Annotated in this window: 12 protein-coding genes; 8 read left to right on the forward strand and 4 right to left on the reverse strand. The window is 73.6% G+C overall.

The window, feature by feature from the left end; all coding sequences use genetic code 11:
* The first annotated feature begins 73 nt into the window (after positions 1 to 73).
* From ACIBD9_RS14350 to helR, 6 genes are all read left to right on the forward strand, one after another.
* Positions 74 to 1,957, forward strand: coding sequence for an HAD-IIIC family phosphatase (locus ACIBD9_RS14350; RefSeq protein ID WP_396717587.1), 1,884 nt, complete (start codon positions 74 to 76; stop codon positions 1,955 to 1,957).
* A complete protein-coding gene (locus ACIBD9_RS14355) occupies positions 1,950 to 2,198 on the forward strand; it encodes a phosphopantetheine-binding protein (RefSeq protein WP_238661465.1) in 249 nt (82 codons plus the stop codon). Before ACIBD9_RS14350 ends, ACIBD9_RS14355 begins: the two co-directional genes overlap by 8 nt.
* A complete protein-coding gene (locus ACIBD9_RS14360) occupies positions 2,195 to 3,133 on the forward strand; it encodes a thiamine pyrophosphate-dependent dehydrogenase E1 component subunit alpha (protein ID WP_396717589.1) in 939 nt (312 codons plus the stop codon). The genes ACIBD9_RS14355 and ACIBD9_RS14360 overlap by 4 nt, the downstream gene beginning before the upstream one ends.
* Positions 3,126 to 4,139: an alpha-ketoacid dehydrogenase subunit beta gene (locus ACIBD9_RS14365; RefSeq protein ID WP_396717591.1), complete on the forward strand. Its 1,014-nt coding sequence runs from the start codon at positions 3,126 to 3,128 to the stop codon at positions 4,137 to 4,139. Before ACIBD9_RS14360 ends, ACIBD9_RS14365 begins: the two co-directional genes overlap by 8 nt.
* Positions 4,132 to 5,340, forward strand: coding sequence for a 2-oxo acid dehydrogenase subunit E2 (locus ACIBD9_RS14370; protein WP_396717593.1), 1,209 nt, complete (start codon positions 4,132 to 4,134; stop codon positions 5,338 to 5,340). The genes ACIBD9_RS14365 and ACIBD9_RS14370 overlap by 8 nt, the downstream gene beginning before the upstream one ends.
* Positions 5,341 to 5,485: 145 nt before the next feature.
* Positions 5,486 to 7,621, forward strand: a complete 2,136-nt coding sequence (gene helR, locus ACIBD9_RS14375) for an RNA polymerase recycling motor ATPase HelR (RefSeq protein WP_396717595.1) — start codon at positions 5,486 to 5,488, stop codon at positions 7,619 to 7,621.
* Between the two features lie 36 nt (positions 7,622 to 7,657).
* Here the strand turns inward: helR and ACIBD9_RS14380 are convergent, their stop codons facing one another.
* The 4 genes from ACIBD9_RS14380 to ACIBD9_RS14395 are packed head-to-tail and all read right to left on the reverse strand — an operon-like array spanning position 7,658 to position 16,791.
* The gene (locus ACIBD9_RS14380; RefSeq protein WP_387165550.1) at positions 7,658 to 7,864 is read right to left on the reverse strand and encodes an MbtH family protein; all 207 of its coding nucleotides are present in this window, start codon (positions 7,862 to 7,864) and stop codon (positions 7,658 to 7,660) included.
* Positions 7,857 to 10,943: a type I polyketide synthase gene (locus ACIBD9_RS14385; protein ID WP_396717597.1), complete on the reverse strand. Its 3,087-nt coding sequence runs from the start codon at positions 10,941 to 10,943 to the stop codon at positions 7,857 to 7,859. Before ACIBD9_RS14385 ends, ACIBD9_RS14380 begins: the two co-directional genes overlap by 8 nt.
* Entirely contained in the window at positions 10,940 to 14,236 is a 3,297-nt protein-coding gene (locus ACIBD9_RS14390) for an amino acid adenylation domain-containing protein (protein WP_396717599.1), read from the reverse strand. Before ACIBD9_RS14390 ends, ACIBD9_RS14385 begins: the two co-directional genes overlap by 4 nt.
* Positions 14,233 to 16,791, reverse strand: a complete 2,559-nt coding sequence (locus tag ACIBD9_RS14395; protein ID WP_396717601.1) for an amino acid adenylation domain-containing protein — start codon at positions 16,789 to 16,791, stop codon at positions 14,233 to 14,235. The genes ACIBD9_RS14390 and ACIBD9_RS14395 overlap by 4 nt, the downstream gene beginning before the upstream one ends.
* A gap of 299 nt (positions 16,792 to 17,090) precedes the next feature.
* Here ACIBD9_RS14395 and ACIBD9_RS14400 point away from each other — a divergent pair, with 299 nt between their 5' ends.
* Both ACIBD9_RS14400 and ACIBD9_RS14405 read left to right on the forward strand, forming a co-directional pair.
* Positions 17,091 to 19,394: a BTAD domain-containing putative transcriptional regulator gene (locus ACIBD9_RS14400; protein WP_396717604.1), complete on the forward strand. Its 2,304-nt coding sequence runs from the start codon at positions 17,091 to 17,093 to the stop codon at positions 19,392 to 19,394.
* Positions 19,395 to 19,614: 220 nt separating this feature from the next.
* Positions 19,615 to 19,986, forward strand: coding sequence for a hypothetical protein (locus ACIBD9_RS14405; RefSeq protein ID WP_396717607.1), 372 nt, complete (start codon positions 19,615 to 19,617; stop codon positions 19,984 to 19,986).
* The last annotated feature ends 3 nt before the right edge of the window (positions 19,987 to 19,989 follow it).

The following is a 19,989-nucleotide window of genomic DNA, read 5'->3' on the forward strand; positions in this document are numbered from 1 at the left end:
GTCCACCGACGGCGGCGCCGTGACCGGCGCGCCGACAACGACCCCGCCCGGCGGGGAGAGGAAGGAAGACGGAATGAGAGTCGAGGAGGTCCTCCTCCGGATCCGCCGGCTACGCCGTCCCGACGCGCCCGCGGACCCGGAGCTGGCACCCGGCCTGGTCCACCTGGACGACGCGGCGGTCACCACCGTCGCGTCCGCCGGCAGACTGCTCGCCGACGTGCCCGCCGAGAAGCTGGCCAGCCCGAACTTCCCGCTCCGGCCGCTGCGGGTCGCCATCACCGGCACGTTCACCCCGGGCACGGTCGAGCCACTGCTGCGGGTGGCGTTGCTGCGCATCGGTATCGCCGCCGAGATCCACGTCTCCGGCTTCGACCAGGTGGTCCTCGACCTCAGCGACCCGGGCTCCGCGCTCGCCGAGTTCCGGCCGGACGTCACGCTCTGCCTGCTGCACGACGGCTGGTTCCTGCCCGCCGAGTGGGACCCCGGCGACCTGGGCGGCCTGGCCGACGCGCTGGGCGAGCGGGCGGCCGTACTGGAGGCCGCCGTTCGGGGCTACGCCGCCCGCAGTGACGGCGCGTTGCTGCTGCACACCGTGCCGCTGTCCCCGTTGGAGCACCGCAGCCTGGTCAGCTTCCGGGGCCGGGCCGCGCTGGGACGGGTCTGGCGGGAGCTGAACGGGCGACTGCTGGAGCTGGGCGAGCGGGACACGACGTACACCCTCGACCTGGAGACGTTGCTGGTGGACCACGACGGCCCGGTGCGCGACGAGCGCCTGTACCGGTTCGCCAGCATGGCCTGGACGCCCACAGTGGAACGCCGCTACGCGCACGAGGCCGCAGCCTTCTGCCGGGCGGTCCTGGGCCGGACGGCGAAGGTACTCGCGCTGGATCTGGACAACACGCTCTGGGCGGGCGTGCTGGGCGACGACGGGCTGGCCGGCATCATGCTGGGCACCGACTACCCCGGCAACTGCCACCGGGACGTGCAGCGACGTGCCCTGGCGCTGCGCCGGCAGGGCGTGCTGCTGGCGGTGTGCAGCAAGAACGACCCCGACCTGGTGACCGAGGCGTTCGCACAGCACCCGGATCTGCTGCTGCGGGCCGACGACTTCGTGGCGCAGGCGGTCAACTGGGGGCGTAAGGACGACAACCTGCGTCAGCTCGCCGGCACCCTCAACCTCGGCCTGGACGCCGTGGTGTTCGCCGACGACAGCCCCTTCGAGTGCGAGCTGGTACGCCACGAGTTGCCGGCCGTACGGGTGGTGGAGCTGGCCGGCGACCCGGCCGGCTTCTCCGGAAGACTGCTCGCCGAGGGGCACTTCACCGTGCTGGCCACCGGCGCCACCGACCGCGAGCGCACCGAGCTGTACCGGGCCCGCAGCGGCCGGGAACGCTTCGCCGCCACCTTCGACTCGGCGACGGACTACCTGCACGAGCTGAAACTGCGGGTCGCCGTCCGCCCGGTGGACGACCTCAGCCTGCCCCGGGTCACCCAGCTCGGGTTGCGCACCAACCAGTTCACCATGACCGAACGGGCGCACACCGAGGCGCAGACCCGCCAGCGCGCCGCCTCACCCGACCACCTGGTGCTCACCGTCGAGGTCACCGACCGGTTCGGCGCCGAAGGGCTGGTCGGCGGCGTGTGGCTCGATCGGAGCGACCCGGACGCCTGGGTGATCGAGAACTTCGTGCTCAGTTGCCGGGTCTTCTCCCGTGGCGTCGAACAGGCCGCGCTGCACCGGGTGGCGGAGTTGGCCGGCTCGACCGGCGCCACCCGGTTGGAGGCGCTGTTCCGACCCACCACCCGCAACAAGCCCGGCGGGGCGGTCTGGCCGGCCGCCGGTTTCACCGTGGCGTCCGAACAGGACGGCACCACCCGGCACGTGCTGCCACTGCACCCACCGCCCCGGCTGTTGCCGGCGTGGATCGCCCTGGAGGAGGGAGACGTCCGTGCCTGATCTGTTCACCACCGTCGCGGACCTTATCGAACAGGTCGCCGACGTACCGGCCGAGCGGCTCTCGCCCGATGTCCGGTTCGCGACGCTGACCAACTGGACCAGCCTGGAGGCTCTGCGGCTGCTCGCCGCGCTGGAGGACGAGCTCGGGGTCCGGCTGGACCTGCGGGCGTACCTGGCGGTGACCGCCGTCGGCGAACTGGTCGGCCTGGTCGCCGGCGAGCTGGACGGGGCAGCGCGGTGACCGCCACCCGCACCGAGGCGCCGCCGGCCGCGCCGACCCGGCTCGCCGACGTCGACCTGGACCTGCTGCTGCTGATCCGGCACTTCGAGCTGGCGCTGCTGGACATGTTCGGCCGGGGCGAACTGCACGGCACCACACACACCTGCCTCGGCCAGGAGTACGTGCCGGTCGCGCTGCAGCCCCTGCTCACCGACGGCGACTTCGTGTTCAGCAACCACCGGGGCCACGGCCACTACCTGGCCCGGTTCGACGACCCACACGGGCTGCTCGCCGAGGTGATGGGACGCGAGGGCGCGGTCTGCCACGGGGTCGGCGGCAGCCAGCACATCCTGCGCGACCGTTACCTGTCGACCGGGGTGCAGGGCGAGAGCGCGCCGGTGGCCGCCGGGGTCGCGCTGCACCTCAAGCGCGCCGAGCCGGGCCGGCTGGCGCTGGTCTACCTCGGCGACGGCACCTGGGGCGAGGGCGCGGTCTACGAGGCGCTGAACATGGCGGCGCTGTGGGGCCTGCCGCTGCTACTGGTGGTGGAGAACAACGGCATCGCCCAGTCCACGCCGACCACCGCGCAGCTCGCCGGCAGCATCGGCGGGCGGGCCCGGGCGTTCGGGGTTGACCACCTCCGGGTCACCTCCACCGACACCGCGGTGGTCCGGTCCGCGCTGGCGCCGGTGCTGCGCCGGGTCCGGGAACGCTGCACGCCGTACGTGGTGGAACTGCTCACCCACCGCGTGGGGCCGCACAGCAAGGGCGACGACAACCGCCGCCCCGACGAGCTGGCGTACGCGAGGGCGCACGACTGGTACGCCCGGTACGCCGAGGCGTACCCGGAGCAGTTCACCGCGCACGACGAGCGGCAACGCGCGTACGTGGCGCAGGTGGTCCGGGAGGTCACCGGTCGACCGGAGAGTCGCTGGGCGGAGGCGGACCGTGGCTGAGCGGGTGGTGGAGAACCTCAACCAGGCGTTGCACGCGTTGCTGGCCGACGATCCCGGGTTGACAGTGCTCGGGGAGGACGTGGTCGACCCGTACGGCGGGGCGTTCAAGGTGACCCGAGGGCTGTCGACGCGGTGGCCGGACCGGGTGCGGTCCACCCCGTTGAGCGAGGGAGGCATCGTCGGCGTGGCCGGTGGCCTGGCGCTGGCGGGGCAGAGCGCGATCGTCGAGATCATGTTCAGTGACTTCGTGGCGCTGGCGTTCGACCAGATCCTCAACTTCGCCAGCAAGTCGACCGCCATGTACGGCCGGCGGGTGCCGATCCGGCTGGTGGTGCGCTGCCCCACCGGCGGCAACCGGGGGTACGGCCCGACGCACAGCCAGAGCCCGCAGAAACACTTCGTCGGCATCCCCGGTCTGAGCCTGCACGAGGTGTCGCCGTTCCACGACAACCGGGCGGTCCTCGCCGGCATGCTCGCCACCGGGCGGCCGGGGCTGCTCTTCGAGGACAAGGTTCTCTACACCAACCGCATGTACGCCGACGGCGTGGTGGACGAGCTGTTCCGCTACGACCTGATCGGTCCGGACGCCGACGTGGCCCGGGTCTGGGTGGACGACCCGGGGCAGGCCGACTGCGTGCTCGTCGTACCCGGCGGGTTGGCCGCGCGGGCCGTGTCGGTGGCCCGGGAACTGCTGCTGCGCGACGACATCGTCTGCCAGGTGCTGGTGCCGTCACGCCTCTGGCCGGTGGACGCGGACACCCTGCTGCCGCCGATCGCCCGTGCCGGCCGGGTGGTGGTGGCCGAGGAGAGCACGGCCGGCGGCACCTGGGGCGCGGAGTTGGCGCACGTCGTGCACCAGCGGCTCTGGGGCGCCCTGCGGGCACCGGTGCGGCTCGTGCACTCCGCCGACAGCGTCATCCCGACCGCCGCGCATCTCGAACGCACCGTGCTGGTGCAGGACGCCGACATCCACCGGGCCGTGAAGGAGGTCGTCAGCGGTGACTGACCTGGTCGTTCCCAAACTCAACAACAACGACACGACGTACGTGCTGATCGACTGGCTGGCCGCGGACGGCGAGCAGGTGCGCGCCGGTGAGCCGATCGCCGAGGTGGAGACCTCCAAGGCGGCCGAGGAGTTGCTCAGCGACCACACCGGCGTGCTGCACCGGGTCACCGAGGTCAACCAGGAGTGCGCCCCCGGCGACGTCATCGGCCACGTCTTCGACAGCGAGGAGGCCCGACAGCGCTTCCTCGCCTCGACGGTCGCCCCGGCCGGGCCGGCGCCCGACGCCCACCCGGGCGGGCCGGTGCTCACCGACTCGGCCCGGGAGTTGGCCGCCGCACACGGTCTCGGTGACGACGAGCTGCGCGCGCTCGGCAAGGCGGTCGTGCGGCGTACCGATGTGGAACGCCTGCTGGCCGACCGGTCGGCGGCGCCCGCGGTGACGACCGAGCCGGTGGTGGTGGCCGCGGCCGCCGCGCTCGCGGCCGGCGACGGCCCGGAGCCGGACGACCCCCGCCCGGTGCACGCGCTCTCCCGGGCCCAACGGGCGGTGGCCGCGGTGGTCACCGAGTCGCACCGGGAGGTGCCGGCCGCACTCGCCGTCATCAAGGTACGCGTCGACGCCGCCCTCGCGGTGGCCCGGCAGCTCACCCGTACCACCCGCACGCTGGTCGGCCTGCCGGAACTTCTGGTGAAGGCGATCGGTGAGCTGCGCGAGGAGCACCCGTTGCTGTTCGCCGCCCCCGGCGACGGCAGCAGCGTACGGCTCGCCGAGTCGGCGCACGTCGGCGTCACCATCGATGTCGGCACCGGGCTGTTCATCCCGGTGGTCCGGGACGTGGAGGAGCTGACCTGCGCGGAGATCGCCGAGACGCTCATGGACTTCCGCTCCCGGGCCGGCGGGACCGGCTTCCGCGCCGGCGAGCTGGCCGGCGGCACCATCGTGGTCTCCCTGCACACCGACCCGGACGTGGTGCTCGCCGGGCCGATCGTCTTCCCGGGCCAGACCTGCGTGGTGGCGATCGGTGGCACCCAGGACGAGCTGGCCCTGGACGCCGCCGGCCAGGTCGTCACCCGCCGGTTCGTCAACCTCAGCGCCGTCTACGACCACCGCGTGGTCAATGGGCGGGAGGCGGTCGCCTTCCTCCAGGCGGTGAAGGCGGCGCTGGAGGCGCCGGCCCAACTGGCCGAGGAACTGCCCTGAACACGGAAAACGGGAGACACCCGGTCTCCCGCCACTTCTAACTTATACCGCACTGGGGGGCTTGCGGCAAGACCCCGTTTATGACGCAGAATCGTCGGCCGAGGCCAGTTTCTGCCGAAATGGACGTCATATTTTGCCTACCTCCGTGTTCGCACTTCCCGATCACCTCTCCCCCAAGGCCGACCCGGCGCTCATCGCCCACGACGAGCGGCACTTCACCGCCATGGCGGCGAGCCTGGCGCAGCTGACCGCCGAGCTGTCCGACCGCCTCGACACCGCGCGCCGGGCGCCCGGCGGCAAGGGCCGGCAGGCCGTCGACCGGGACGAGGAGGTCCGCCGGCTGACCGCCCGCCTGCGCTCGCTGAGCCGCTACGGACTGGACCTGTGCCTCGGCCACGTGGTCGAGGCGGACAACCCCGAGCCGGTGTACGTCGGACGTCGCGGCCTTACCGACAGCACCGGCCGGCGGCTGCTGCTCGACTGGCGCTCACCCGCCGCCGAGCCGTTCTTCGGCGCGACCCACGCGAACCCGATGGGCCTGGCGAGCCGCCGCCGGTACCGCTGGACCCGCGGCCGGATCAGCGACTACTGGGACGAGGTGTTCACCCCCGACGGGTTCGTGGGGCACGCCGTCGCGCTCGACGACCAGTCCGCGTTCATCGCCAGCCTCGGCAGCGCCCGGTCGGCCCGGATGCGCGACGTGCTCAGCACGATCCAGGCCGACCAGGACGCCATCATCCGGGCGGGTTCGGCCGGCGCCCTCGTCGTCGACGGCGGTCCGGGCACCGGTAAGACGGTCGTCGCCCTGCACCGCACCGCGTACCTGCTCTACTCCGACCCGCGCCTCGGTCAGCGCCGGGGTGGGGTGCTCTTCGTGGGGCCGCACCAACCCTATCTGGCCTACGTCTCCGACGTGCTGCCCAGCCTCGGAGAGGAGGACGTGCAGACCTGCACCCTGCACGACCTCGTGCCCGAAGGGGCCACGGCAACCGTCGACACCGACCCGGAGGTCGCCCGGCTGAAGTCCTCGGCCGAGCTGGTCCGGGCGATCGACGCGGCCGTCCGGTTCTACGAGGACCCGCCGACCGCCCCGATGACGATCACGGTCGGTGACGCCGACGTCCGGCTGAGCGCCGACGACTGGGCCGACGCGTTCCGGGCGCCCGGTCCGGGCACCCCGCACAACGAGGCGCGCGAGGAGATCTGGGAGGAGTTGCTCACCATCCTCATCGACAGATACGACGGCGACGAGCCGGACGACGTGCTGCGCGACTCGCTGCTACGCAACCGGGGACTGCGAGCGACGGTCAACCGCGCCTGGCCGTTGCTCGACGCGGCCGAACTCGTCGGTGACCTGTGGTCGGTGCCCGCGTACCTGCGTAGGTGCGCGCCGTGGCTCAGCCCGGCGGAGGTTCGCACGCTGCAACGCGACGAGCCCCGGGCCTGGACCGTGTCAGACCTGCCGCTGCTCGACGCGGCCCGGCAACGGCTCGGCGACGCAGAACGGGCGGGGCGCACCCGCCGGCACGACCCGGCCGCCGCCGTCGAACGCGAGCACATGACCCGGGTCGTCGACGAACTGCTCGCCGCCGACACCTACGACGACGGCGAGGGCCTGCTGTCGATGCTGCGCCAACCCGACCTGCGCGACGTCCTGGTCGACGACTCCGCGCTGCCGGACGTCGACCCGGACCTGCTGGCCGGCCCGTTCGCGCACATCGTGGTGGACGAGGCGCAGGAGCTGACCGACGCCCAGTGGCAGATGCTGCTGGCGCGCTGCCCGTCGCGCAGCTTCACCATCGTGGGAGACCGCGCCCAGGCCCGGCACGGGTTCACCGAGTCGTGGCAGGAACGCCTCAAGCGGGTCGGGCTGGACCGGGTCACGCTGGCCTCGCTGAGCATCAACTACCGGACACCAGCGGAGGTCATGGCGGAGGCCGAGCCGGTCATCCGGGCCGTGCTCCCCGACGCCAACGTGCCGACCTCCATCCGCGGCAACGGGCTCCCCGTCGTCCACGGATCGGTCGCCGACCTGGGGTCGATCCTCGACACCTGGCTCGCCGCGCACACCGACGGGATCGCCTGCGTCATCGGCGACCCGACGTTCCCGCCCACGGCCCGCGTCCGGTCACTGAGCCCGGAGCAGGCCAAGGGGCTGGAGTTCGACCTGGTCGTCCTCGTCGACCCGGAGACGTTCGGCACCGGAATCGAGGGGGCGGTCGACCGCTACGTCGCGATGACCCGGGCAACCCAGCAACTCGTGCTCCTGACCAGCGGCTGATGGCATGCCGCCGCGCCAGGTTCGGGAAACGCCCGCTCAGCCCAGCCGGGCGGTCTCGGCGGCCAGGTGTTCGCGGACGCTGCGGGGGCGCATGTCGGTCCAGGTCCGCGCCACGAAGTCCAGGCACTCCTGGCGGCTGCCGGCGCAACCGGCGTCCCGCCAGCCGTCCGGGATTTCCTTGTGGCGGGGCCAGAGGGCGTACTGCTCCTCGTCGTTGACCAGAACGCGCTGCTCGTCAGCCATCACGGTTTCCTTCCTCGTGTCGGGCCAGGTGCAACTCGCGGGCGAGACTCTCCGGGGACAACGCCCGGATCTCCGCGAGCAGGTCGGCCAGGTCGCCGTCCGTGGGTGGGGCACCCGCCGGGGGTACGTCGGCGGTCGGTCGTGCCAGCGCGGCGACGGTACGGGCCAGCGCGGTAGGGGTGGGTGACTCGAAGATCGCGGCCGGTGGCAGGTCCACGCCGAGCGCGTCGCGCAGCCGGGCCACCACCCGGGTGCCGAGCAGTGAGTGCCCGCCCAGCTCGAAGAAGTCGTCGTGCGGGCCGATCTCGTCCACCCCGAGCAGATCCATCCAGATCCGCCGCACCACCTCGTACGGCTCGTCGGTCGGCGCGGGTGGCGGGGCCGCCGGGGTGGGCTGCGGCGCGACGTCACTGGGGTCGAGGGGTGCCGACCGCTGTGGCTGGAACCGCTCGACCCAGTGCCGCTGACGAGCGAACGGGTACGTGGGCAGGGGCACCCGCCGTCGTCCGTCGGTCCGGCCGTCGGGCCAGCGCACCGGCACCCCCGCCAGCCAGAGCCGGCCGACCGCCAGGGCGACAGTGGCGTCCTCGCCGGCCGGTGTGCGGTCGGCGGGCAGGGTGGTCGACACCGGAACGCCGCGCGCCGCCTCGTGTTGGCGGGCGAGGGTGGCCAGGGTGCGGCCGGGGCCGACCTCCAGCAACGCGAACCGCTGGCGCAGCAGCAGGTCGGCGTTGGCGGTGAAGTTGACCGGTCGACGCAGCTGCCGCACCCAGTAGGCGGGGTCGGTGGCCTCGTCGTCGGTGAGCCAGCCGCCCGTCACGTTCGACACCACGGGCAGGGTGGGCGGGCGCAGCGGCACCTCGCGCAGGTGCGCGGCGAAGCCGGCGAGGGCCGGTTCCATCATGGTTGAGTGGAAGGCGTGTGAGGTGCGTACCTCCCGGCAGGCCACCCCGCGCTCGCGCAGTTCGACGGCGAGCGCGGCGACGGCGGCGGTCGCGCCGGACACGGTGGTGAGCCGGGGCGCGTTGGCGGCGGCCACCTCGACGCCGGCGGGCAGCAGGGGCGCGACCTCGTCGGCGGGGAGGTCCACCGAGAGCATCGACCCGGGCGCCTGGGCCTGCATGAGCCGGCCTCGTACGGCGACGGTGGCGAGCGCGTCCGGGAGGGTGAAGACGCCGGCACGGCACGCGGCCACGTACTCGCCGAGGCTGTGTCCGGCCAGGGCCGCCGGGCGTACGCCGTCGTGGTGCAGCAGCTCGGCGAGCGCGTACTCGACGGCGAAGAGGGCCGGTTGGGTGAGCCAGGTCTCGTCCAGCTCCGGCGCGGCGGGAATCGGGTCACCGGGTGGGCAGAGCAGGGTGCGCAGGTCCACGTCGAGGTGCGGGCGGAGCAGGTCCGCGCAGCTGTCGAAGGCGGCCCGGTAGACGGGTTCGGTGTGGTACAGGGTGCGGCCCATGCCGGCGTACTGCGCGCCCTGGCCGGGGAAGAGCAGCGCCACTCCCGCCGGGGCGCCGGTGGCGACGCCGGTACGGACCAGCGCCGAACCCCGGTCGGCGAGCTGGGCTGCGGCGACCGCCGCGGTGGCGGCGACGGTGACCAGCCGGTGTCCGAGCTCCGGCCGGGACCCGCGCAGGGTGTACGCGACGTCGGCCAGCGGGAGGTCGGGGTGCTCGGCCAGGTGGGTCGCGAGCTGCGTGCGAGCCCGGTCGAGCGCGTCGGCGTCCCGGGCGGAGAGCACCAGCAGTTGGGTGGTGTCGATGTCGGTGGGGGGACCGGGCTCGGCGGGCTCGACGGCCTGGAGGACCACATGGGCGTTCGTCCCGCCGATGCCGAACGAGCTGACCGCGGCGCGGGGCGGCGTGTCGAGGTCGGGCCAGGGCTGCGCGACGGTGGGTACCCGGAACGGACCGCCGGTCAACTCGGGATGCGGCTCGGTGCAGTACGGGCTGGGTGGCACGACGCGATGGTGCAGCGCCAGCGCCGCCTTGATCAGGCCGGTCACCCCGGCCGCGACGTCGAGGTGCCCGAGGATCGCCTTGACCGAGCCGAGCGCGCACCGGCCGTCGGCGGTGCCCCGGAACGCCTCGGCGAGGGCCCGCAGCTCGATCTGGTCGCCCAGTTCGGTGCCGGTGCCGTGCGCCTCGACGTACCCGATGCTCGCCGGTTCGACCTCGGCCAGTTCCTGGGCGGCCCGGATCACCGCGACCTGCCCGTCCACCCCGGGCGCGGTGAAACCGACCTTCACCCGGCCATCGTTGTTGATCGCCGAGCCGCGGATCACCGCGTACACGGTGTCGCCGTCGCGGCGGGCGTCGGCCAGCCGGCGCAGCACGACCACTGCGACGCCGTCGCCGCCGACGGTTCCGCTGGCCCGCACGTCGAACGGTCGACAGTACCCGTCGCGGGACATGATGCCGCCGACCTCGTGGCGGTAGCCGGTGCCGGCCGGCAGCAGCACGTGCGCGCCGCCGGCGAGCGCGACGTCGCACTCCCGGGCCAGCAGCGCCTGCGCGGCGAGGTGCACCGCGACCAGCGAGGACGAGCAGGCCGTCTGCACCGCCACGGCGGGGCCGCGCAGGTCCAGGTGGTACGCCACCCGGGTGGGCAGCGAGTCCTTGTCGTTGGCGAGCATCAGCTCGTACTCGCTGACCGAGTCAAGCTGTGGGTTGCGGAACAGGTGGTGCAGCAGGTAGCCGCTGGCCGCGGCGGCGGCGTACACCCCCACCAGCCGGTCCGGGTCGCCGGTGAGGTGACCGGAGCGCTCCAGCGCAGTCCAGGCGCACTCCAGGAAGAGTCGTTGTTGCGGGTCGAGCAGCCGGGCGTCGCGGGGCGAGTAGCCGAAGAAGCCGGCGTCGAACCGGTCGACGTCCGACAGCGCGCCGTGCGCCGGTACGTGGTCGGGGTGGCGCCGCTCGTCCTCGGGCACCCCGGCGGCGGCCAGTTCCGCGTCGGTGAAGCGGGTGATGGTCTCCGCGCCGGTGAGGACCCGCCGCCACAGCTCGTCCACGTCGGCGGCGCCGGGGAACCGGCCGCCCATGCCGACGATGGCGATCTCCAGTCCGGTCTCCTGATCGGTCATGGCCGTCCCTCCCCTGCCGGCACCGGACGGGCACGTCGGGCCCGCTCGGCGAGGGCCTGCTTGCGTTCGTCGCGGCGGCGACCGGCGGCCGGATCCGCGGGTGGCGAGACCACCGACGGTCCGCCGTCGAGGAACCGGGCCAGCAGCGCGATGGTCGGGTACCGGAACAGCTCGACGGCGGGCACCGGGCGGCCCAGCCGGTCGGTGAGCCGGACCTGCGCCCGGGCCAGCAGCAGTGAGGTGCCGCCCAGGTCGAAGAAGTTGTCGTGCACGCCCACGTCGGCGAGCCCGAGCACGTCGCGCCACACCTCGGCGACGGCCCGCTCGATGTCCCCGTTCGGTGCCACGTACGCGGCGCCGAGGTCGGCGCGGGTCACGGCGGGGGCGGGCAGCCGGGACGGGTCGAGTTTGCCGCTGGCGTTCACCGGCAGGTCGTCGACCACCACGAAGGCCGTCGGCACCAGATATCGGGGCAGTTGCCGGAGCAGGTCCTGGCGCAGCTCGTCCACCCGCAGGTCGTCGCCGACGAGGTAGCCGACCAGCCGCCGCCCGCCGGGCGAGTCGGTGCGGACCACGGCGGCGGCGCGGCGCACACCGGCGCACTGCCGGAGTCGGGCCTCCACCTCGCCCAACTCGATCCGGTAGCCGTTGATTTTGACCTGGTTGTCGGCCCGGCCCAGGAAGACCAGTTGCCCGTCGGCGCGCCAGCGGACCAGGTCGCCGGTGGCGTACATCCGCGCCCCGCGCGTCGGGGCGTACGGGTCGGGCACGAAGCGCCGAGCGGTGAGGGCCGGGTCGCCGTGGTAGCCACGGGCCACCCCGACGCCGCCGAGGTGGAGTTCACCGGGGACGCCGGGAGGCACCGGCCGCAGCTCGGCATCGAGCACGTAGGCGCGTACCCCGGTCAGGGGTCGGCCGATGGGCAGTTCGGTGCCGTCCGGGGCGCAGCGCGCGGCGGTGGCGGTCACCGTGGCCTCGGTCGGGCCGTACCCGTTGATCAGGAGCCGGTTGCGCGACCAGGCGGCGGCGACGTCCGGCGCGCAGGGTTCGCCGCCGACGGTGAGCACCCGCAGGTCCGGCACCTCGGCCGGGTCCAGGGCGTCGAGCACCACCGGGGGCAGGTCGGCCACGGTGACGCCGTGCCGGACGAGCGCGGCGGCCAGGTCGGGGCCGGGGGTGCGCTCGTCCGGGCCGAGCAGGCGCAGCGTCGCACCCACGGTGAACGCGGTGACCACATCGGACAGTGACACGTCGAAGCTGATCGAGTGGAACTGGAGGACCCGGTCGTCGGCGCTGACACCGACCAGCCGGGCCTGCGCCTCGGCGAGGTTGCACAGCCCGCGATGAGTGCCGACGACGCCCTTGGGAAGCCCCGTCGAGCCGGACGTGTAGATCAGGTAGGCGGCGGCGTCCGGGTGGACGGCTCCCGGCAGCGGGCCGGCGGCGGGCGGCAGCGGCTCGTCGAGTCGCAGCAGCGGCACGTCGCTGGCGGGCAGCGCGAGCTGCGCGTCGGCCCCGGTGAGCACCAGGGCGGCGTCGGAGTCGGTGAGCAGGTAGGCCAGCCGGGCGGCCGGCAACTGTGGATCCAGGGGCAGGTAGACCGCGCCGGCCCGAAGCGTGGCGAGCAGGGCGACCACCCAGTCCGGGCCGGCGGGCAGGCAGACCCCGACCGTGGTCTCGGGCCGTACCCCCCGGGCCACCAGGGCGCGGGCCAGCCGGTCCGCCCGCACGTCCAGCTCCCGGTAGGTAAGCGTCTCCTTTCGGTACGCCACGGCAACCGCGTCGGGGCGGGCGACGGCCTGCCGGGTCACCAACTCGGGAAGCAGCGGCTGCTGTGCCGACGGGGTGGCGGTGGCGGCCCACCTGTCGACCAGGTCCCGACCGGCGTCCGGGTGCAGCAGCGGCAACCCGGCCACCGGGGTGTCCGGGTCGACGAGGGCGGCGGTGAGCAGCGTGGCGAGCTGGTCGGCGAGCCCCCGGGCGGTGGCCTCGTCGAAGAGCCGGGTCCGGTACTCGATTCGCCCGTCGATCCGACCCTCGTACGGGATGACGGTCAGCGTCAGGTCGAACATGGAGGTGCCGGTGTGGGTCTCGCCGCTGGCCAGCACGGTGACCCCGGGCAGCGTCAGGCGCTGCTCCCAGCCGTCCTCGACGGCGAACATCACCTGGGCGAGCGGGTGCCGGCCGGGGTCGCGGACCGGTCGGATCTCCTGCACCAGCGCGTCGAAGGGCACCGGGTCGGTCAGTGCGGTGAGCGCCGTGTCGCGCAACTGGTCCAGCAGCCCGGCGAAGGTCAGCTCCCCGTCGACCCGGCTGCGCAGCACCAGCGTGTTGACGAAGAAGCCGACCGCCGTCTCGCTGTCGAGGGTCTGCCGGTTCGCCACCGGGGTGGCGAGCAACAGGTCCGGCTGTTGGCTGTGCCGGTGCAGCAGCGCCGCCCAGGCCGCCGCGAAGATCATGTACGGGGTGGCGCCGGTGCGTCGGCCCGCCTCGGCGACCCGGTCGGCCAGCTCGGGCGGCCAGGAGAAGTCGATCTCGTGGCCGGCGTCCTCCAGCTCCGCCGGTCGGGGCCGGTCGGTGGGTAGGTCGAGTCCCGGCGGCGCACCCGCGAGGGCGTCGCGCCACCAGCCCAACCGCCGGGCCAGCTCGGTCGGGGCGAGCAGCCGGTCCTGGGCGAGGGCTGCCGGCACGTCGCGCGGCACCGGCGGTAGCTGCGCTACCCGTCCGTCCCGCGCCGCCGCGTACGCCGCCGACAACTCCTCGAAGAGCAGGCCCATGCTCCAGCCGTCGCAGACCACGTGGTGCAGGGAGAGCAGCAGCGACCAGTCGGCCGGGCCGGTGCGGCACAGCGTGGCGCGCAGCAGCGGGCCCCGGGCCAGGTCGAACGGGCGGACCGCCTCGGCGGCGGCGTACTCGTCGATCCGGTCCGCCGCGACGTCGCGTACCTCGAGGGGCACGCCGTTCGGCGGCAGGACCAGTTGGTACGGCTCCCCGTCCAACGGAACGAACACCGTGCGCAGCGCCTCGTGCCGCGCCACCACCAGGTCCAGCGCGGCGCGCAGGGCCCCCACGTCCAGGTCGCCACGCAGGTCCAGCCGGTACGGGACGTGGTAGGCCGGGCTCTCCGGGTGGAGTTGGGCCAGCAGCAGCATCCACTCCTGGGCGGCGGTGAGCGGGTGGATCCCGTACCGGTCACCGTCGGCGCGCAGAGCGGCGAGGAAGGCACGCCGCCGCTCGGGCGGCAACGCGTCCACCCGCTGTCGCAGCCCGGTCGGGGTGAGGGCGGCACTCATCTCGCGCTCCCGTGCTCGTACTGGTCGAGCAGGCCGGCGAGGTCGGCGGGCGGTGCGGCGTCCGGCGGGAGCGCGTCGACCGGCCCGGAGGGCTGGACCGCCGCCTCGCGGACCCCGGTGATCTCGTCCGCCGCGGCGGCCAGAGCCGCGACGGTCGGGTGGTCGAAGATCAGTCGCAACGGCACCTCCGCGCCGATCGCGGCGGACAGCCGGGACCGCACCCTTGTCGCCTTCAACGACCGGCCGCCGAGGTCGAAGAAGTCGTCGTCGCGTCGACGCACCGGCACACCGAGCACCTCCCGCCAGATCTCGGCCACGGTCCGCTCGGTCCCGGCCCGCGGGCCGGTGTCCTCGTCGTCGGCCCGGGCCGCCTCCGGAGCGGGCGGCACGTCGGGGGCCGGCCTGTCGTCCGGTACGACCAGCGCGTCGGGTGCGGGCAGCGCCTTGGTGTCCACCTTGCCGTTGCGGTTGAGCGGCAGCCGGGGCAACGCCACGAACACGGCCGGCACCAGGTGATCGGGCAACTGCTCCCGGGCGCGTTCCCGGACCGCCTCGACGTCCACCCCGTCGGCGGGCACCACGTACGCGACCAGTCGGGCGTCGCCCGCCCCGTCGCGGTCGGCGCGCACGATGGCGTCGCGCAGCAGCCCGCTGCCGCGAAGCACCTCGGTCACCTCGCCCGGCTCCACCCGGTAACCACGGATCTTGACCTGGTGGTCCAACCGCCCGATGAATTCGATCAACCCGTCGACACGTTGCCGGACCAGGTCGCCGGTGCGGTACAGCCGACCCCCGCCGCGCGGCCCGAACGGGTCCGGCACGAACCGGTCGGCGGTGGCCTCCGGACGGCCGAGATACCCCCGAGCCACCCCGTCCCCGCCGATGAACAGCTCACCGAGCACGCCGGGCGGCACCGGCTGGAGGAACCGGTCCAGCACGTACACCCGGGTGTTCGCGACCGGGCCACCGATCGGGACCACCTGGTCGTCGGCGGTGAGCCGGGCGCAGTCGTACGTCGTGGTGTAGGTGGTGCCCTCGGTCGGGCCGTACCCGTTGACAAGTGTCGTGTCCGGGCAGGCGGCCCGCAGTCGGCTGACCGCCACCCGGTCGGCCTGTTCCCCGCCGAAGGTCAGGTAACGCAACCCGGCCAGGGCTTCCGGAGCCTCCGTCGCCAACTGTCGGGACACGGAGGTGGCCAGGAACATCATCGTCACGCCGGTGGCGCGTAGCCGCTCGCGCAGCCGGTCCGGCACGATCACGTCGTTGATGTCCAGGTCGGCCAGGCAGGCGCCGTTGAGCAGCGCCCCCCACACCTCCAGGGTGGCGGCGTCGAAGGACATCGTGGCGGCCTGCCCCATCACGTCGTCGGGGCGTACGTCGACGAAGTTCGTGTCGCGGACCAGCCGGACGATGTTGCGGTGGCTGACCCCGGTGCCCTTGGGCCGGCCGGTCGAGCCGGAGGTGTACATGACGTACGCGAGCTGGTCGGGCTGGATGCTCACCTCCGGCGGGCCGGCCGGGTCGGCGGCGGCCGGCAGCCGGTCCAGGACGATGCGCGGTGTCCCGTCGTCCGGCAGCCGGTCGGCCAGCGCGGCGGTGTGCAGGATCGCTCCCGGCGCGGCGTCGCGGCACATCAGTGCCAGCCGTTGCGGCGGATACCCGGGGTCCAGCGGCAGGTACGCGGCACCGACCTTGAGCGTCGCCAGGGCGGCGATCACCCAGCCGGCGGTGTCGGTGAGGCAGAGTCCGACAAGGGCCTCGGGGCCGATGCCCAGTCGCCGCAGGTGCCCCGCCAACTGGTTGGCCCGCCGCTCCAGCTCCCGGTAGCTGAGCACCTCGTCGCCGTGGCGCAGCGCCGGCGCGTCCGGCGTCTCCCGGGCCCACTGGGCGAACAGGTCGGGCACCGACCGGTCGCGGGGGTAGGCGGTTTCGGTGGCGTTCCACTCGGCCAGCACCCGCCGTTCCGTCACCGGGTCGAGCAGCGGCAGGTCGGACAGGCGCGCCTCGGGCCGCTCCCCGGCCCGTGCGAGCAGGACGGTCAGCGTGGCCCCGATCAGCGCCGCGTTCGGATGGGTCAGGGTGACCGTCGGCGATCCGGTGTCGTCGACCAGCAGCCGCAGCACGCCCCGCGCCCCCGGCGGCAGCGCCCCGAGGCCCACCGACACCACCGGTCGGTGCTCGGTCGCGGGTAGCCCCGACTCGTGGGCCCGCGCCTCGCGCAGCGCCGTCCGGACCAGGCTCCGCAACTCCGTCCAGGTGGGATTCTCGGGGACCCGCACTCGCACGGGCAGCCATCGTCCCGGCACTGTCGGGCCGGCCGGTGTCTCGGCGAGCAGGTCGCCGCCCCCGGTCCAGCGGTGCAGCAGCCCGAACACACCGGCCAGCGCGTCGACCAGCACCTCGGACGAGCCACCCGGCAGCGTCACGCCGGCAGTGCCGCCGTCCGCCGTCGTTCCGGGTACGGGCGGGAAGGGCAGGTCCGGTGGCTCCGGAAGGGCGTCGAGTTGTCGCTGCCAGAAGGCGACGAGGTCGGGCGCGACGATCTGTTCGGACATCGGATCTCAGCTCCGATCGGGCAGGCGAAACGCAATGCCCGGAATTCTGCGGCGGACCCGTGCCGGTTGCTTGTACGGGCCGTGCACGTGCTGTGGGGGCTGCCTGAGGGAATCCTGAGGGCGGCATTATGCCGATACCGCATAGCAGTCAGTAAGTACACCGACTCTTTTGGTTATGGCGATGATGCTCAATGAAGACAATGATCGTGCCGGGGGGAAGCCACGCCGGGCGTCGGCTACGGACGACCGGTTGTCTCTTCACTCACCTGAGCCTCCACGAGAGAAAACAGGAGTGGTGGATGTCCGGAGACAGACTCAACCATGCCTTGCGCCCGTCAGCGCCCGTTCGCGACCACCGCGGGGGCGAGGCATCGGCACCGGGTCAACCGCACCGAGGCGGTGATCCGGGGCGTGCGCTGCGCCGCCTCGCCGACGTCGGCGACCGCACGGCCGCGCACCTGTGGCTCACCATCCAGCCGGACCTGCTCACCACCACCCCCGACCCGGCCGACGCCCCGCTGGCCGACATCTGGCGCGTGGCGCTCCAGCACCACCTCGACGGCGAACCGCAGTTGGCCGCCGCCCGGTTGGCGATGATCCCGATCGACGCGGCCGGCCCGCACGCCGTCCAGGTGCACTGCCACGCCGCCGTGCACCACCTGATCGAGGGCGACATCGAGCGGGCCACCACCGACGCCGAGGAGGCCGCCCAGGCGGCGCACGGGTGCGACTCCCCCGCCGCCCACGAGGCGTACGCCCGGCTGGCCATGCTGCTGGACGCGGCGACCGGCGACGCGTCGGCGGCACGGCGGCGAGCGCAGCCGGCGGAGGGGCTGCGGCACGCCGACGTCGGCCTGTTCCGGCTGATGATCCACCTGGACCTGGCCGGCTACCTGCTCGGTGTCGGTGATGCCTCCGACGCACTGCGGCACGCCGAGGCGGCCGTCCGGCTGGCCGAGGTGACCGGGGACACCGGTTACGAGCCCTACGCGCTGGCCCTCACCGCCTCGGCGAAGTGCCTGCTGGGCCGCCTGGAGGAGGCGCTCGCCGACAGCGCCGCCGGCCAACGTCTACGGGAGCTGGCCGGGATCGGCGCCGATGAGGCGTTCTCCCTCACCACGCTCGGGATGGTGCACCGCCGCCGACGTGAGCCGCGCCAGGCCCGCAAGGCGTTGGAGAGCGCCCTGGCCATCCTCGGCAACGGGCAGCACCGGCCGATGTCCCGCGCCCTGATCCTGGCCGAGTTGGCGCGGATCCGGGCCGCCGACGACCTGCGTGCCGCCCGGGACCTGGCCGAACGAGCGGTCACCATGGCCCGCGAACCCGACCGGCCGTACGCGCTGCTGGCCCGCGGTTGGGTGGCGCTGCTGCGCGGCGACACCGACGCGGCCCACTTCGACGCCGCCGAGGCCCGCACCGGCGCCACCGTCGGACGGCGGCGAGCGACCCTGATCGAGGCGCTGCAACTCACCGTCCTGGCGGCGGAGGACCCCCGGGCCGCCGCGGGCCTGCTCGACGACGCCGCCGCGCTCTGCCGGGATCTCGGCGACCCGGCCCAGGAGGCCGCGGTCCGACTGATCGCCGCCCGACTCCAGGGCCGGCAGGCCCGGCGCGGCGCGGAGGGGGCCGAGCAGAAGCTGCGCCGCTGCGGGGTACGCCTCGACCCGGGCGTCGCCGACGGGCTGACCGCCATCACGCTGCGCGTACCGGCGGTGGTCATCCACACCCTCGGCGACTTCCGGGTGTTCCGGGCCGGTGCCGTGGTGCCGTACGGCGAGTGGCAGTCCAAGAAGGCCCGGGATTTGTTGAAGATCCTCGTCGCACATCGCGGCCGGGCGGTGCCGCGCGCCCGGCTGATGGAGTTGCTCTGGCCGGACGAGTCGCCGTCGCGGACCGCGAACCGGCTCTCGGTGCTGTTGTCCACCCTGCGTCGCGTGCTCGGCACCGGGCAACGCACCAGCGGGCGGGGAGCGGTGCTGGCCGACCGGGGCTCGGTGGCGATCGACCTCGACGTGATCGACGTGGACGTCGAGTCGTTCCTCACCGCCGCCGAGGAGGCGCAGGCCGCACAGCGCGCGGGGCACCCGACCGCCGCCGGGATGTTGATCCGCGCCGACGAGCTGTACGGCGGGGACTTCCTCGCCGACGACCCGTACGAGGACTGGGCGCAACCGCTGCGCGAGGAGGCACAGGTCGCGCACACCCGCGTGTTGCGGGCCCTGGCACAGCACACCTCGGACACCGATCAGAAGCTCGTCTACCTGATGCGGCTCGTGCACCGTGACCAGTACGACGAGGACGCGCACCTGGAGTTGGTGGAGGTGTTACGCGCCGCCGGCCGGCACGGTGAGGCACAGCGGCGCTACCGCGCGTACGTCGAGCGGATGCGGGAGCTGGGCATCGACCCGGCGCACACCGACGCCCCGGGCACGTCGACCGGCTCCGGTTCGCGCGCCGACTCGTCGGCCGGCCCGGAGTCGCGGGTGGCCCGGTGGCGGGCGCCGGCCACGCTGTCCCGGCCCTGGACGACGGAGTTCGGGGGTGCCGAGATCCCCACCCAGCGGGCACTGAGCTTCCAGAGTCTGAGCAAGCACCCGGTCTGACCCGAGGTGAGCGCCGAACGGGCCGCCCAGTCCTCCTACCGGTGACTGGCCTCGCGTCCGCTCCACTTCGGATGTTCGTCGTTCCGCCGGGCATTTCGGGGTAGGTGGAGCTGTCGGACCAGCGATCGACGACGCACGTCCGTCATCTACCCGGTGTCCACCGAAGGTGATTCACTGGCTCTCCTGAGTAAGCAGCCGAGCGGACGGACGGCGGACGTTGATGAGGTCGAGGGCTGCCGAAGAGCCGGACGGTACGCGGGACGCTGCCGCGCTACCGCCTGGATGCCGGCCCGAGGAGCTGCTGCCGACCAGCACGATCGAGGTCGACGGCGTTCGCATCGCGGTGTTCTCATGGTGGGCGGCACTGATCGGCCTGGAACTCATCATGCTGGTGGCGCGCGGGGTGTGGCGCGTCTTCACCGGTGCGTCGGACCGGTTCGCGGTCACCTTCCTCACCATGACCGCGTTCGTCATCGTGGCCGTCTCGGTCGGCATCGTGACCGCGCACCGGCGGTGGCTGCCCTGGGTCATGCTCACCATGGCCACCATCGTTCTCCTGGTCCTCGCCATCGTCGTGATCCCGGCGGGCTGACGG

It is taken from the genome of Micromonospora sp. NPDC050784 (assembly GCF_044456765.1).
GTDB classification, from domain to species: domain Bacteria; phylum Actinomycetota; class Actinomycetes; order Mycobacteriales; family Micromonosporaceae; genus Micromonospora; species Micromonospora foliorum.

Bases quoted from the DNA above. Each gene is read 5' to 3' on its own strand.
- ACIBD9_RS14350 (WP_396717587.1), top strand. From the start codon at position 74: ATGAGAGTCGAGGAGGTCCTCCTCCGGATCCGCCGGCTACGCCGTCCC.
- ACIBD9_RS14380 (WP_387165550.1), bottom strand. From the start codon at position 7,864: ATGGCTGACGAGCAGCGCGTTCTGGTCAACGACGAGGAGCAGTACGCC.
- ACIBD9_RS14385 (WP_396717597.1), bottom strand. From the start codon at position 10,943: ATGACCGATCAGGAGACCGGACTGGAGATCGCCATCGTCGGCATGGGC.
- ACIBD9_RS14390 (WP_396717599.1), bottom strand. From the start codon at position 14,236: ATGAGTGCCGCCCTCACCCCGACCGGGCTGCGACAGCGGGTGGACGCG.
- ACIBD9_RS14395 (WP_396717601.1), bottom strand. From the start codon at position 16,791: ATGTCCGAACAGATCGTCGCGCCCGACCTCGTCGCCTTCTGGCAGCGA.
- ACIBD9_RS14400 (WP_396717604.1), top strand. From the start codon at position 17,091: ATGTCCGGAGACAGACTCAACCATGCCTTGCGCCCGTCAGCGCCCGTT.
- ACIBD9_RS14405 (WP_396717607.1), top strand. From the start codon at position 19,615: ATGAGGTCGAGGGCTGCCGAAGAGCCGGACGGTACGCGGGACGCTGCC.